The organism is Leptospira chreensis (genome assembly GCF_016919165.1).
Lineage (GTDB): Bacteria > Spirochaetota > Leptospiria > Leptospirales > Leptospiraceae > Leptospira_A > Leptospira_A chreensis.
The window spans coordinates 40,819-54,539 of record NZ_JAFFPS010000019.1 but is presented as its reverse complement, the minus strand read 5'-3'; the positions used below and the strand labels follow the sequence as shown (position 1 = coordinate 54,539).

14 protein-coding genes are annotated in these 13,721 nt (G+C 38.7%); 10 read left to right on the top strand and 4 right to left on the bottom strand.

Going from position 1 to position 13,721, the window contains the following annotated elements; translation table 11 throughout:
- The first annotated feature begins 638 nt into the window (after positions 1–638).
- Together JWG41_RS05845 and JWG41_RS21120 are read left to right on the top strand one after the other, a co-directional pair.
- Entirely contained in the window at positions 639–1,691 is a 1,053-nt protein-coding gene (locus tag JWG41_RS05845) for a hypothetical protein (RefSeq protein WP_232373753.1), read from the top strand.
- Positions 1,692–1,856: 165 nt separating this feature from the next.
- Complete coding sequence (locus JWG41_RS21120) at positions 1,857–1,994, top strand: DUF2461 family protein (RefSeq protein WP_332461279.1); 138 nt, start codon at positions 1,857–1,859, stop codon at positions 1,992–1,994.
- A gap of 16 nt (positions 1,995–2,010) precedes the next feature.
- Here JWG41_RS21120 and JWG41_RS05835 read toward each other — a convergent pair whose 3' ends face one another.
- The 3 genes from JWG41_RS05835 to JWG41_RS05825 all read right to left on the bottom strand — a co-directional run bounded on the left by JWG41_RS05835 (position 2,011) and on the right by JWG41_RS05825 (position 4,855).
- On the bottom strand, positions 2,011–2,430 hold the full coding sequence (locus JWG41_RS05835) for a Rossmann-fold NAD(P)-binding domain-containing protein (protein WP_332461280.1): 420 nt from the start codon (positions 2,428–2,430) through the stop codon (positions 2,011–2,013).
- 639 nt (positions 2,431–3,069) lie between these two features.
- Complete coding sequence (locus tag JWG41_RS05830) at positions 3,070–3,333, bottom strand: RNA recognition motif domain-containing protein (protein WP_040506173.1); 264 nt, start codon at positions 3,331–3,333, stop codon at positions 3,070–3,072.
- Positions 3,334–3,958: 625 nt separating this feature from the next.
- Entirely contained in the window at positions 3,959–4,855 is an 897-nt protein-coding gene (locus JWG41_RS05825) for an HTH domain-containing protein (RefSeq protein WP_205269001.1), read from the bottom strand.
- Between the two features lie 115 nt (positions 4,856–4,970).
- Here JWG41_RS05825 and JWG41_RS05820 point away from each other — a divergent pair, with 115 nt between their 5' ends.
- A complete protein-coding gene (locus tag JWG41_RS05820; RefSeq protein WP_205269000.1) occupies positions 4,971–5,636 on the top strand; it encodes a DUF2461 domain-containing protein in 666 nt (221 codons plus the stop codon).
- A 78-nt stretch (positions 5,637–5,714) separates the two neighbouring features.
- On the opposite strand, the gene JWG41_RS05815 is transcribed toward JWG41_RS05820, so the two are convergent.
- Positions 5,715–6,101 carry a hypothetical protein gene (locus JWG41_RS05815; RefSeq protein WP_205268999.1) on the bottom strand — a complete coding sequence of 129 codons (387 nt, stop codon included), beginning with the start codon at positions 6,099–6,101 and terminating at the stop codon, positions 5,715–5,717.
- Between the two features lie 122 nt (positions 6,102–6,223).
- Here JWG41_RS05815 and JWG41_RS05810 point away from each other — a divergent pair, with 122 nt between their 5' ends.
- From JWG41_RS05810 to JWG41_RS05780, 7 genes are all read left to right on the top strand, one after another.
- Complete coding sequence (locus JWG41_RS05810; RefSeq protein WP_205268998.1) at positions 6,224–7,132, top strand: thioredoxin domain-containing protein; 909 nt, start codon at positions 6,224–6,226, stop codon at positions 7,130–7,132.
- 62 nt (positions 7,133–7,194) lie between these two features.
- Positions 7,195–8,664: an NADase-type glycan-binding domain-containing protein gene (locus tag JWG41_RS05805; protein WP_205268997.1), complete on the top strand. Its 1,470-nt coding sequence runs from the start codon at positions 7,195–7,197 to the stop codon at positions 8,662–8,664.
- A 13-nt stretch (positions 8,665–8,677) separates the two neighbouring features.
- On the top strand, positions 8,678–9,289 hold the full coding sequence (gene lsa20 / locus JWG41_RS05800; protein ID WP_205268996.1) for an LIC11469 family lipoprotein adhesin Lsa20: 612 nt from the start codon (positions 8,678–8,680) through the stop codon (positions 9,287–9,289).
- A 32-nt stretch (positions 9,290–9,321) separates the two neighbouring features.
- Positions 9,322–9,915, top strand: coding sequence for a hypothetical protein (locus JWG41_RS05795; protein WP_205268995.1), 594 nt, complete (start codon positions 9,322–9,324; stop codon positions 9,913–9,915).
- Between the two features lie 249 nt (positions 9,916–10,164).
- Positions 10,165–10,857: a hypothetical protein gene (locus tag JWG41_RS05790; RefSeq protein WP_205268994.1), complete on the top strand. Its 693-nt coding sequence runs from the start codon at positions 10,165–10,167 to the stop codon at positions 10,855–10,857.
- Between the two features lie 17 nt (positions 10,858–10,874).
- Complete coding sequence (locus JWG41_RS05785; RefSeq protein ID WP_205268993.1) at positions 10,875–11,633, top strand: AraC family transcriptional regulator; 759 nt, start codon at positions 10,875–10,877, stop codon at positions 11,631–11,633.
- Between the two features lie 58 nt (positions 11,634–11,691).
- Positions 11,692–13,659 carry an AMP-dependent synthetase/ligase gene (locus JWG41_RS05780; protein ID WP_205268992.1) on the top strand — a complete coding sequence of 656 codons (1,968 nt, stop codon included), beginning with the start codon at positions 11,692–11,694 and terminating at the stop codon, positions 13,657–13,659.
- The last annotated feature ends 62 nt before the right edge of the window (positions 13,660–13,721 follow it).

Sequence of the window (13,721 nt, the reverse complement as noted above, 5' to 3'; positions counted from 1 at the left end):
TAGGTCACAGGTGTAAGTTCAGTAATGGATTCAGCCAAGTGATACTAATCGCTCGATCGGCTTGACCATATTACAATATACACGTGTTAACGTGTATGTATAGATTATAGCGTTGTTTGTTCGTTTACATGTCGTATACAAATGTTGGGAAAAGCCTTTGGTCACAAGATCAGAGGCTTTTTTTATGTTCTAAGACCAATCTAGATATCGCATGGGTTCCCATGTCAGAATGCATTTCTGACATGGGCGGAGCAGGATTACGGAGCTCGCCAGTCTGAACAGGAAGTTCAGCTGGCAGGAGTCAGGAAGGCATTCTGACGCTTATTTTTAGTTCGGGGTCGCCCAGGCGCCCTTGGTTGATTCAATCATCTAAACAGAATCCAATCTCATTGGGAGCACACTTTATTTTGATCCTGAAATTCACTATCAATTGGTAGGTCTGTCCCGAAATCCCGCGAATTCTTCTCGAAAACCCTAAAAATTTGTCTAAATCTCCTTGATGGTTCCATTTTCTCCTCGACTGAGCCCAAAACTCACGAAGAAATTAGAGCCGATTCCGAATTTGGACCCAGTGTCTGAACAAGGATCACTTGTCGATGCCAAGGTTCGCACGGCAAGATTTACTAAATGGAGAGTTAATGAATCAATTCCTATCCCTCGCGTTTTATAAATCCCTAGTGGCAGTTTGTCTACTGGGAACTTTAGCTGTTTCTTGCAAACAGAATGAAAACAATGCTGACCAACTCATGGGTCTCGGTTTACTTCTTGCTAATCAAACCACGAGCACCTGTATCACCAAACCAGAGGATTGTACTTTTAGTGAATTTACCAGTGCGAATGCTCCGGAAGCCAATAATTGGGCTGGATTAGGCTTTGCGAACAATCAATTTATCTCTGTAGCGCAAAGTGGGACCAACCGAGTCATGACCTCTCCTGATGCAAAAACCTGGACGGCAAGGGCAGCTGGAAGTGCAGAGCAGTGGCTGGATATTGCTTATGGAAATAACACAATGGTGGCCGTTGCCAGTGGGAGTAGTGCTCATACAGGGAACATTATGGGATCGGCCGATGGGATTACTTGGACGACACGCACTCATGCCGGTGGTCAGTTTGAATCTGTTACCTACGGAGATAATCTTTTTGTAGCTGTCGGTTCTAGTAGCCATTTTTTTTCCTCGCCAGATGGCACGACCTGGACGAAAAACACGGAACCGGCGGCTCAATCTTGGCGTGATGTCACATACGGGAATGGTTTGTATGTGGCTGTCAGTGTATTTGGAACGAGTCGTGTGGCAACATCTACTGATGGTAAGAATTGGACACTTCGTACGGCTGCCGAATCGAATGGATGGCAGTCTGTCACCTATGGGAAAGGACTTTTTGTGGCAGTGGCACGATCGGGAACAAACCGAGTGATGACCTCGCCTGACGGGATCAATTGGACGGCACGTGCGGCTGCTGAGGCCAATGAATGGACTGCTGTTAGTTATGGAAATGGACTTTTTCTGGCCACGTCGCCGACGGGAACCAATCGGATCATGACTTCGACGGATGGAATCAACTGGACACCACGGATGGCGACAGCTGCCAATTACTGGTATGCAGTGGCTTATGGCAATGATACGTGGGTCGTTGTTTCCATTGATGGTACCAATCGCGTCATGTGGGCGAATTGGCGAAAGAAAAACTGATGGTAGTATATGTTTAAAAAACCCCTATCATAAACAATAGTTCGGAAAAGCCATCGGTATATGCGATGGCTTTTTATCGTTGATTGCATCTTATATTCGGATATGAAATTGGATATGAATGGTGAAAATAAAGGAATCTTCCATCATTAAGGAAATGCATCCATAATGAAAATGAGTAAAAATATTCTAAATTTCTTATCTGAATTAAAATTAAATAACAATCGAACCTGGTTTCTTGAAAACAAAGATCGATTTACCGAAATTCAAATGGTATTATTCGATGTATTCGTAAATGTAGGCTAACTTCCCAGTTTCTGTCTTACTTGTTTATTTCAACAAATTTCATTTCTGGGAATACATGGACAATTATATCCCCATTTTTTAATAGGGAGAACAGTGAACTTTCCACTTCTTCGTTGAAGTTGATCGCAAGGTTAATCATTACTTTTTTCGTTTCATCCGTTTCTAAAGTTCCAACTTCTAAAATAGGAAGATTCAATCCCGGGATAAATTTCCCAACTTTATATGGATCTTTATCAACCGTATACTCGAGATCAGGCATAGCCAACCAATTCAATAATGTAGCAGCCTTTAGTCCTCCACCATAACCACACAATGTGAATCCTTTTGATTTGAATAATAAAAGTTTCTCGATGAGTTTCGATTTTATATCATCTATTTCATTCCTAAACTTTTCAAAAGAGGATTCATTTAAAAATTGAATTTCCTCTGTGATGATTTTCTGAACAGAAATTGGTATTGAAGGAAGACTTTTATTTTCATTGGTTTTTTACCTAACAAATAAATAGATCCACCTCTGTGGAATCAATGGACACATCAATTAGTTCAAAGTGATAACCAACCGATAGATGTTCGAAAAACTTTACCGTAAACCAATTGGATGTTAGATGTGAAAACGCATCGATCCTCCTATTATTAAAATAGGCAATAAAATGTGGAACCTCAATGAAAAACAAGGTATCGTCTTGCATAAACCGAAAAAGGTCTTTAAAAAAGACTTTTAAGTTAGGAATTGTTTCAATTACTGAATTTAAAATGATTAATTTTGGCAGTTTCCTTACCAGTCGGAAGCTGCGGAGGTTCTACGGGGAAAGAACGGTCGACATTCTCACTGGTGAAACGCAATTCCCAAAATTTTGAAATTGCAAAATGTCTTCATCGCGCCATATCGCAAACTTCAATCTATTTAATGTTTGGGATAATGCTTGTTAAGCGGTCTTGATTTATAGAGTTGTTAGGGAAATTTTGACTTAGATGTAATTACCGAAATCGGGGAAGAAAATAGGGTAAGCATTCCATATTTTGACCCCAGCCTTTGAATCTGCATTCAAGGCTGAAATCAAAAATTAAATGGAACTTAGTTCCAGTTGTTTGTTTTTGGTTTAGCGATGTTTACTTTCATTTCGCGGTTTAGAATGTTTTTTCCATTCAAATCGCTGATTGCTTTATCTGCATCGCTACGTTCTTTCATTTCGATAAAACCGAAACCTTTAGAATTACCAGAATACTGGTCCATAATGATTTTTGCAGATGTAACTGCTCCGTGTGCGGAAAAAAGTTCATTTAACTTTCCTTCCGTCATTTCATAAGAAAGGTTACCTACGTATATGTTTACTGACATGTGATGTCCTCAAAAGTTTATTTTTGATTCTTCAATATTGAAAATTTAAATACAACTAACCCATATGGGAGATCGGGTAAAAACTCAACGAAAATGCAGGGGAAAACTTAAAGAAGAGATCAGAATGCAAGAAAGTGGGGGACTACTCTAGTGGTTAAATGAACGATAATGCTGTGAATCATTTACCATTAAATGGCAAATGACTTTATTTAGCAAGGAGTATCCCAGAAATATCGATTAACAAATGTTTTTTGTGCGCTGAATAGAGACATTCTCAATTCCTTCATATTCTTGCTATTTAGTACAAAAACGAACTATTTTATGAATTCACCATAGGAAATGACATCCGGTGGCAAAAACGGATACAATTGGGACTAATTTACTTCTGATATGTTGGTTCTAAGAAAGAAACATCGAATCATTAATTCGCTTATAAAGCGATACGGGAAGATTTCCTCGCGTTAGGAATCTGGAGGGCTTGGTCACCTGTCATCGTTAGATGGCGGGGGACGGGAGCGAACGCGCACCCCGGAAGAGTCCGACCCTTATCAGATTTAAGTGCCAAACAAGAATCCCATTGGGAACGCCCGCTTGGCAAAGCACCAAATACACAATTGATTTGTATCTATTCTCTTGGATCATATAGACTTTTGACTTTTCCTAGTTTTACATCCGCTGCAATGTTTTTCAAAAAGTCTCTGAAGTTTTTATTATCTTCCGCCAAACGGTCGATTGTTGCAAAATCTAAATCTATTTTTGAGTTTGATTGGAATAAAATTTCACTTTCTTCTGGCTTGGTGGGATTCAATTTAATGATGCCAATCCCAAATGCTTGACTCAGTCTTGCTAATTCATCCATTAAGTCAGGGTCCTCCTCTATATTTACCGCGGCTAAATAACCTTCGTTAGCCCAGGAAGAATTGGACACAGCTTGGAAGAATGCCTGTCTGAGATTTCCAAAATGCAAATTTACTTTTAACTCGAAGGAGAAGAGGTAACAATCAGCGACTGCCATTAATTTTTGAAGGGTAACTGTTTCCTCTGTATATTTAATAAAATTGAATCTGACTCCGACAAGATCTGGATGTAACCATCGATTTTTTCCTTTCGTTGTTTTGGATGAAATTTCATGATAGATCGTCTTTGTGTAGGCTTTGAAGTGCGGGTGGGTAAACACAAATTTTACAAGAGTTGGGTGTAACTCTCTTTCTTTTATAGGAGTGTTTTCTTTTTCCAAAACAATGGAATTAATTTTAGAAATCATTCTATCGACGGCTTCTCCCCACTCGCTCAAAACAAAACGTCTAGGTCTTTTACTCACCTGCAGAAACATGGAATATGGCTCTTTTTTGATATCTACATAAATTTGAGCGGCGATAGTTATCCACGGCATTTTCCCCGGAGGATCCATTTCCCATTTTTTCTTTTCTGCCAATTTCCAGATTTCGTACGCACTCATGGGGCCGACTGTTTGCGCTAAAGCCCTGTGTATAATTTCAAGAAAGGAAAAAGATTCAGTCATAAATGCGATCGTTTCTTGTGAAAAAGTTTTGTAAACTGTGTTATGTGACTACTCCATTCTATTTTACGAATTCTTCGATAAAAATCAAAATGGCGAAATGGGAAATTCTTAAGCAATGAAAATTAGTAAAAATATTCTAAATTTTTTATCGGAACTAAAATTGAATAACAACCGGAATTGGTTTATCGAAAACAAAGATAGGTTTACTGAAATTCAAAGTGAATTGGTATCCCTCACTGGATATTTATTATCTGAAATTGAAAAGTTTGATAAAAGTTTGAAAGGTGTCGATCCGAAGTCTTGTATTTTTAGAATTTATAAAGATGTGCGTTTTTCAAAAGATAAAAGTCCTTACAAAACTCACTTCGGAATCTTTATGAGAGGAGGGGGCAAAAAAATTGAAGGCACTGGTTATTATCTGCATATCGAACCAAATGACTCTTTGATCGGTGGCGGTTCTTACCAACCAGATCCAAAATCATTATTTAAAATTAGAGAAAGGATGATTGCCGATTCCAAAACATTCCAAAAAATTTTGAAAGATCCTAAGTTTGTTCAGGATTTTGGAACAGAGTTTTATGCAGAAAAATTAAAAACGGCACCGAAAGGTTTTGCTAAGGATCATCCGATGATTGAACTTTTGAAATACAAAGGTTTTGCCGTTGCTAAAAAAATAAAAAATGCCGATTTAACTTCCAATGACTTTGCAAGCGAGACCGTGAAATCGTTTCGGAACTTATATCCTTTGAATCAATTTTTGGAAGATGCGATGAGTAGGTAATAAAGGTAAAATTTATTTTTACGCACCGCAGGGTGATCCCAGTCATTGGTTTTCTATTTTAAGTTTTCTGGATTCTTTTTATTTCTTTGATTGATGCAAAAGTAGATACGAAACAAAGATAATCACGAGAGCCGAATCAAATACTAAGGCTACTCCCGATTTTGCAAAGTATGCACTACCATAAATCAAATTGAGTAGAACAAAAGTGCTTTTGCTAATTGAGGCTACGACAAGAACCAAATTCCGATTTGGTTCGTTATAGGCGCCGTAAACTAACATTCCTCCGACAAGCGCAATCAATGCTCCCCAATTCCGAACAATGATATTGGATAAATCACCACTGAGAGTATCACCAAAGGTTAATGTGAGTCCTAAACTTGGATGAAGGGCAGACAGGATCATGGAACAAGTAATGATCCCTGAAACGAGCATGATCCATTTGATATGAGAAAAGATAAAATTCATTCTGAATACCTCGGAGGTAAATGAAACAGATGTTGATAGAAAAGCGAGAGTTTTATTTCTTTAATTTGAATGCGGATGATTAAAAATCTTGCCTTGGGATTTTGTTTAGAGAAATTTTGATTGTGCCTCTTCTTCTTTTGATTCTTTTCTTTTTATCCTGTGGCGAAAATGCCAAACAGGATGCTTTTCTACCAGAATCTCTGCCGAGTGAAGAAACCATTAAGCGCTCTTTATCATCTGACTCTCATTTGGCGAGGTTAAATGAAGAAGCACGCCACCAAGGTAAGACCCTAACGGAATGGAGAGAATGGGAACGTTCCCAAGTTACGGACAAGGAAATTGGAAAGTTTTGGTCCAAGGAAAGAAAATCTCTACCACCTGAGATTTCAGATACCGATGCCATTGACCGACTAAGGGAATCGATTCGGATTCGCATTGTTTGGAGTCGGTTATTTCACCAAGCAGGAATACAGTGGCAAGAAAAAACTCTCTCAACTAATAATGCCAATATTTTGAAACGATTGGATTTGAAATACTCACCTAAGTTCGGTTCTTCGGATTCGAAATGGGTCATTGTGGAATGGAGCGATTACTTATGTGGTTTTTGTAAGGATACCTTTCCCCATACTAAAAATCTTTTGGCAAAATACAAATCTCAGATTTTTTATGTACATAAAGATTTTCCTTTGGATGGGGAATCTGATGAGGGACTTCGTCCTTTGGCTCTCGGTCGTTGTTTATGGGAAAAAGATCCAGGGAATTTTCAGACCCATATGCAGTTGTTATACTCTCAATCCAAAAAAATAATGCGTGGCGATGAACTGCAGGTCACTGAATGGGAACCGTTTCAGGAGTGCCAGGCGAAGACTCTTTCTTCGAAATATATTTCCCAAGTGCGAAGTGATATGAAGGAAGCTATTGCATTGGGAGTGAGTTCTGTTCCCACGTTTTGGGTCAATGGTCGTTGGATTGTGGGGGCATTGAATGCTGAGTCTTGGGAAAGGGTTTTAAAAGACACAGCCAGTCATTAAAAAATATCTTGCCTTCTTTGTACAATGAGTTCTCCTTGATCCACATTTTGTAAGGACAGGATATGAAACTTAGATCGTATTTGCTTCCGCTTTTGATCCTAATCGCAGTTTTGACGGTGAATTGTGGTAAAAAACTCCACTTTTCTATGGTTACCTCTACATCAATGGAAAATGGTCTCCCCTTTCTTGTGTTAGATGGAAAAGAATGGAAAGCAGAACCTGGTGCCGAGTTTGTCAAATTGCATTTTTATGCAGACAATGCTTTTTCTTTAAGTAAGGTTTCTATTGAATCGTGTTCAGGCCCATTCAAAGATCGTATTGCTGCCTATGTTAACTTTGATGAAGTTTATGCGAGTACAGACGTTCAAAAATCCAATTCAGAAGTCAGTTTTGACCCAGTAGTGCAGGCAAGGTCAGTTACTTTAAACTTTCAAAGAAACCAAAATATCTGCCTCAAGTCTGTTAAGTTTTATGATGAAAAACAAAGGACCTATAGAACGTATGCGCCAGAAATTATCTCGGGTTCTGTTTCCGCTTCCGAGACGGCTTCTCCGGAACCCACATATTCCGTTATGAATCTTTTTGATTCCAAATATGAAAATGGATATTCATCAATCAAAGGTGGAGTTGGTGTTGCATTTAACTTTGATTTTGCGGATAAGAAAAAAATATCTGTGTTGAAGATTTGGAATGGATACCAAAGATCTGATGTCCATTGTATTAAAAACGGTCGAGTTAAATCTTTCCTTTTGACAGGGGATGATGGGTATTCGGCAAAAATCAATCTAGAAGATACCATGGGTAGTCAAGAAGTCCAACTGCCCACTCCTTTCAAAGGAAAAAAATTAACAATGAAAGTGGAAGAAATTTATCCTGGGTTAACGGAGAAAGGGATCGTCTTATCTGAGTTACGTTTTGGAGATGATGGAGATTGGTTTGCCATGGACACTCTCCCCAAATCAAAAGATACTGCGGCAAAAAACTTTGATGCATTTGCGAAGGCATCGTTACGAAAGGTACTCAATCGTGGTTTGACAGGTAGGGAAGTGACAGAAGTTGCAGAGGAGGCGGTTTCTGATTTGCCAACAGGCGCAGAAACGGAAGTCCAGGTAGAAGAGAATTTAGATCCACCAACTTCCTCTGATTGGACGATTCGGCTCCGTTCGGATGGAACTTTCTTTTTAGAAGGATCTACTGCTCGAACTAATTATGATGCCAATGAAGAAAGCAGTCATCGTTTTTATGGAATGGGAAATTATGAAATCAAAGAAATTTCTCCAGGAAAAATTCATATGCGAATTTTTGGATTCCTTCGCAAACAAACTTTTACAAATTTCTTAGACTACGGTGGAGGAGATTGTAATGGATGCGGAAGAGATTGTAACCTTGTCAAAAATCCTGATCCCAACAATACAGAAAAAATTTTCCAGGAGTTTGTGACCTTACAAATGCGTGGAAAACAATTCTATTTAACTAATTCTAAAAAAACAGAAAACTTAGATTTCTCCACCTTGGAACTAAGTTTGGAATAGAGTTTTGATAAAAATGAAATTCTATCAAAATACAGTTGTTATTTGGTTTGTACTTTTTTTTTTCACCTTCTCCTGTGGAGGCGAAGGTGAAAAAAACGAACATTCTCATACTGAAACTTCTATATCCAATCCAATAAAGGCAAGTAAGGTTTCGATTCAAATCCAATGGGAAAATACAACGCTTCCCTTACAGATGGAAATTAGAGAACCAAGTGGGGCTCAAACTCTTGCTTTATGGACTACCGGATCCGTAAAAGAAGGAAAACAAACTCCCTTTGGGGATATCATTCCTGAAAGTAGTTTAGTTCTGAAACCAGGTTCTAAAAAACAATTTCTTCTGGTGATGAAAAACCCGACCGATACACCCGTATACTTTTTTGCGGCACCGCATTCCGCTCTACCTGTAGAACATAGTTTTGGATTTAAATTCAAATGTTTGTGTGTGAATCATGCCTTTACGGTTCCACCCAAGGAAACTTGGTTTCGTGTGGTGGAGATTCGTTTGGCTCCTGATTTTTTAGGAGACCAGTTGTCCTTAAAACACAACCTAATCGGTATCAGTCGAGAAAGAATGCTTCAATTTGAAAAGAGTGCAGGAAGTTCGCTTCCAAGTGAAATGGATTAAGTTTATGTTGAAGAATAAAACTGGAGAGAAACATGAATAAATTAAAATACATTGGGATATCGCTAGGAGCTTTGATTCTGCTCGCTGTCGCCTTTTACGGCTATATGGGTGGTTTTGGGCAAGTCACTGTCAGTCGTGAATCGTTCGCACAAACAGAAATTTACTTTGCAACCCATAAAGGAGCTTATGAGAATATTGGAACCAGTTGGGAAAACTTTCAGAAAGATTGGGAGTCCATTGGGATTACTGATTGTGATAGTTTAGCAATTTATTTAGACAGCCCCGATACGGAGCCAGCTAAATTACGATCTGTACTCGGTTGCCGATTGGAAGGACTTTCTGCGGAACAAAAAAAACAAGTGGCTAGTAAATTTAAAACCTTCTCCATTCCTAAAATGAATGGACTGAGTGCTTCTTTTCCTTTTAAGAATTTTTTATCTTACTTTTTAGCACCGACCAAAGTGTATCCTAAGTTCCAAGAGATTTTAATTGCGGAAACAGCAGAAACTTCTGTGGCGATTGAAATTTATGGAGGTTCTTCCAAATCTATCGATAGCATTGGATTTTTTATGCCTGTAGGTACGAGTCAGGAAGTATTCAAACCATTAGAAGATGCTTTTCGGTAGTACAATTGAGACAGTGTCCCGCGTTAGGGATCGGTAGGGCTTGGTCCGCCGTTTGGCGGACGGGAGCGAACGCGCACCCCGGAGGAGCCCGACCCGGCATCTAAAGAATTTCAAAACAAAAACAAAATGGGGAACGCAAACGAGAAAATAAAAATACAACTCCGTATACAGATTCGGTTCAATGAAACTGATTAGAGAGTGACAATCGTGAGAAAGATTGTAAACTTTTTGTTTTAGGAGTTCTCTTGTATGCAATTGTTGCGATCTAAAAAACTCATCGCCATTTTTGGTTTTTCCACATTGTTCGTTTCTCTCATTGGACTTTTTATTTATCCAAGCCAAGGGACATTGAGTGAAGGTTTTAGAACTCCCATCATTGCATTTGAATTGGCTCAATCAACGGAGGATTTAAATTTTCTAACAGGGAGTGGGGAGATGGCGATCCAAATTCGTTCGGACATGAGAGCTGGTCAAAACTTGGATATCGTTTTTCCTTTTTTATACGCAGGTTTGATTTTCTGTCTTATACTCTTTGAATCTAAAAGAATCAATTGGTTAGCAGGTGTAGGTCTTTTTGTTAGTGTAACCATTGTTCCCTTTGATTTGTATGAAAATTATATTTTAGACCAAATTTTATTTCGTTTGGACTCATTGAAAGACGTGAGTGATCTCCTTCCTCGTTTGGAGGTTGCTACTTGGTGGAAATGGGGTGCGATTGGAATTGCTATGGTCATCTTATCTATTCTTTATTTTATCGAAAAACAACGATTAAATGGATTTTTAGCTTTATTTGCGGGCCTTAGTATTTTTTGCACTTGGGTTTCTTGCTCCAATGGGTTTGTTGCAGAAATCATGATGGGATTTGTGTCTTTCTTTTTTATTTATTTTGGAATTCGTAGCCTTGTTCTATATTTCCAGTTAAAGAAAACGGGATCTGTCTGATTTTTGAATCCATAACAATGAAACAATTTCTGATCTGGGATGATTTTGCGACCTATCGTGGTGAGGGGTTTTCAACACATCGGCATAGCCATTTTTATATTCAGATCAGTTTACCTGATTCGGGTAGTGTTGAATTACGCACGTCAGATGGTGATTGGAAAAAATATCGGGCTGTTTGTATTCCTTCTGGTGTGAGCCATGAAATGAGGTGTGCGGAAGGGAATTTAACTTTGCTTTATTTGGATCCATTAACTACAGGATTCCAACTTTTTTATGATAGAAGTTTGGTTGCAAATCATACGGCATTTGAAGTGGGAGATTTGTTCACTGAAGAAACAAAACATCGAATAGGCGAAATTCTGAAATTACAGAGTACAAAAGTTCGTACTTTACTTCTCGAAATCATCAATAAAGATTTTATTCACCATACGAGCCGTAGATTGGATATCCGCATTCAAAAGAGCATTCAAAACGTAGAGCTCGAAGATTTTTCTCTCCCTCGCTTAGCAAAAGAAGCTTCTTTATCAGTAGAACGATTCCGTCATTTGTTTCGCGAGGAAACTGGGGTTCCATTTTCTGTATATCGACTTTGGTTGAAAACAAAGAAGGCAGTTGACTATTTAGCGAACCATCCACACTTAATTGATGCTGCACATGAGGGAGGGTTTGCCGATCAGTCTCACTTCACACGGATCTTTCGTAGATCCTTTGGTGTGGGGCCTTCTGATTTTACAAAAAAGAAAGAACCCTTTTCTGCCATTTTCTTTTCCCGGTAGCCGTTCCGTTCAAGACTGAATTTTTTAATCTGATATTGTACTTTTATCGGAGATAGATATGAGTTCAAAAGTCAGAGCGAAAAACTTAGCAGAATTGTTTTATGAGAGTGCGGAGAAGTATGGGGACAAACCAGCGTTTGGAACACGGAATCAAAATAAACAATTCTCTATGATTAGTTTTCGAGAAGTCTATGAAGAGGGTATCGCACTCGCCACTGGCTTAATTGATCTTGGATTGAAAGCTCGAGAACATGTAGCAGTTCTTTCTGATAATAGAAAAGAATGGATCATCACCAATTATGGAATTTTGTTTTGTGGAGCCGCAGATGTTCCACGCGGAACCGATGTGACTGATGGTGATATTCGATACATCCTACCGCATTCTGATGCCAAAATAGTATTCGTAGAAAACGAAACCACGCTACGAAAGGTGGAAAAAAATTTAGCAGATCTACCAAACATAACACATGTGATTCTTATGGATGAGGGCTCGGCTGTCACAAACAAAAAAGAGAGTCTGAATGCTAAAAACAAAGTCGATACGAATCCGAAGTCCATTGTAAATACTTTGAAAATGAGTGATTTGATCGCAAAGGGGAGAGGTTTGCGTGAGTTAGGGGATAGAAGGGCTGAAGAACGAATTGCTGCGATCCAACCCGAGGATTTATTCACAATCATTTATACTTCTGGAACCACAGGAGAACCTAAGGGAGTGATGTTGACTCATAAAAACATGATTTCGCAATTACAGAATATTCCCATCGATATTGGTCCAAAGGATCGATTTCTTTCCATTCTCCCTGTTTGGCATAGTTTCGAAAGAGTTTTTCAAATGGGAACGGTTGCTATGGGTGCGATACAATACTATAGTAATGTGAGAAACATTCGCGAAGATTTATCGATTGTGAAACCTACCTTTATGGCCTCAGCACCAAGGCTTTGGGAAAGTATCTATCAAGGTATGCAGGCAAAAATTCAAACAAGTTCTTGGATAAGAAAAGTATTGTTCAGCGTGGCTTATCGTAGTGCGCTCTATATACAAAGAGCAGTCCATTTTTTTAAAGGAAATCGATTAGATCTGAATGGTCGAAATTTTTTACAGTCCATCGCACTTTTTATCTTCTCATTCTTTTCAATCATAGTTTTCTTTTTTCCGTATTTGATTTTTGATACAATGATACTTCGGAAAATTAGACAAGTGACTGGTGGGAAGTTAAGAGGTACAGTTTCTGGTGGTGGTTCTTTGCCCTTTCATATTGATGAGTTCTTTAACACAATTGGTATTCCCGTATTCGAAGGCTATGGGCTGACAGAAACTTCCCCAGGACTTGCCTTCCGTACTCCCAAACATTTAGTGGTTGGTAGTGTAGGGCCCTTGTTTCCGGAAACAGAAATTTTACTGAAGGATATAGAAACAGGACAAGTAATCTATCCACCAAAAAAAGGAATCAAAGGTGAGATTTATGTGCGTGGGCCTCAGATTATGAAAGGTTATTACAAAAGGCCTGAGACTACCGCCAAAGTCCTGTCAAACGATTGTTGGTTGAATACAGGAGATCTTGGGGTTATTACTTACAATGATACTTTGAAAATTGTTGGTAGAACGAAAGAAACGATCGTCCTTCTCAATGGAGAAAATATTGAACCTGTACCCATTGAGAACAAACTTGGCCAATCATTATTCATCGATCATGTGATGGTTGTGGGTCAAGATCAAAAGTATTTAGGTGTTCTAATCCTTCCCGCACTGGAAAAGTTTAAAGAATTTGGTTCTACTTATGAAGAACTAGCGGTAAATCGATCGGTTCAAAAGAAAATGGAAGAAGAAGTAAAAAGTATGATCCGTACAGAAAATGGATTTAAAAGTTTTGAAAAGATTGGTGAAGTGCGATTACTTCCGAAGGCATTTGAAGTAGGTGATGAATTGTCTGCAAAACTTTCAATGAAGAGGCATATCATCACTGCAAAATACCAATCATTGATTGACTCGATGTATAGCGAAAAGGTAAGGGTATCGGTTGATTAAGAACAAAAGTTAAGGGGCGAGGCCAACTGGTTCCAAGAAGAACCAGTTCGTTCGTTTTCTTT

Coding starts and splice junctions, on each gene's coding strand:
- JWG41_RS05825 (WP_205269001.1), bottom strand. CDS start 4,855: ATGACTGAATCTTTTTCCTTTCTTGAAATTATACACAGGGCTTTAGCG.
- JWG41_RS05780 (WP_205268992.1), top strand. CDS start 11,692: ATGAGTTCAAAAGTCAGAGCGAAAAACTTAGCAGAATTGTTTTATGAG.
- JWG41_RS05785 (WP_205268993.1), top strand. CDS start 10,875: ATGAAACAATTTCTGATCTGGGATGATTTTGCGACCTATCGTGGTGAG.
- lsa20 (WP_205268996.1), top strand. CDS start 8,678: ATGAAATTCTATCAAAATACAGTTGTTATTTGGTTTGTACTTTTTTTT.
- JWG41_RS05815 (WP_205268999.1), bottom strand. CDS start 6,101: ATGAATTTTATCTTTTCTCATATCAAATGGATCATGCTCGTTTCAGGG.
- JWG41_RS05790 (WP_205268994.1), top strand. CDS start 10,165: ATGCAATTGTTGCGATCTAAAAAACTCATCGCCATTTTTGGTTTTTCC.
- JWG41_RS21120 (WP_332461279.1), top strand. CDS start 1,857: ATGAAAATGAGTAAAAATATTCTAAATTTCTTATCTGAATTAAAATTA.
- JWG41_RS05830 (WP_040506173.1), bottom strand. CDS start 3,333: ATGTCAGTAAACATATACGTAGGTAACCTTTCTTATGAAATGACGGAA.
- JWG41_RS05805 (WP_205268997.1), top strand. CDS start 7,195: ATGAAACTTAGATCGTATTTGCTTCCGCTTTTGATCCTAATCGCAGTT.
- JWG41_RS05795 (WP_205268995.1), top strand. CDS start 9,322: ATGAATAAATTAAAATACATTGGGATATCGCTAGGAGCTTTGATTCTG.
- JWG41_RS05820 (WP_205269000.1), top strand. CDS start 4,971: ATGAAAATTAGTAAAAATATTCTAAATTTTTTATCGGAACTAAAATTG.
- JWG41_RS05845 (WP_232373753.1), top strand. CDS start 639: ATGAATCAATTCCTATCCCTCGCGTTTTATAAATCCCTAGTGGCAGTT.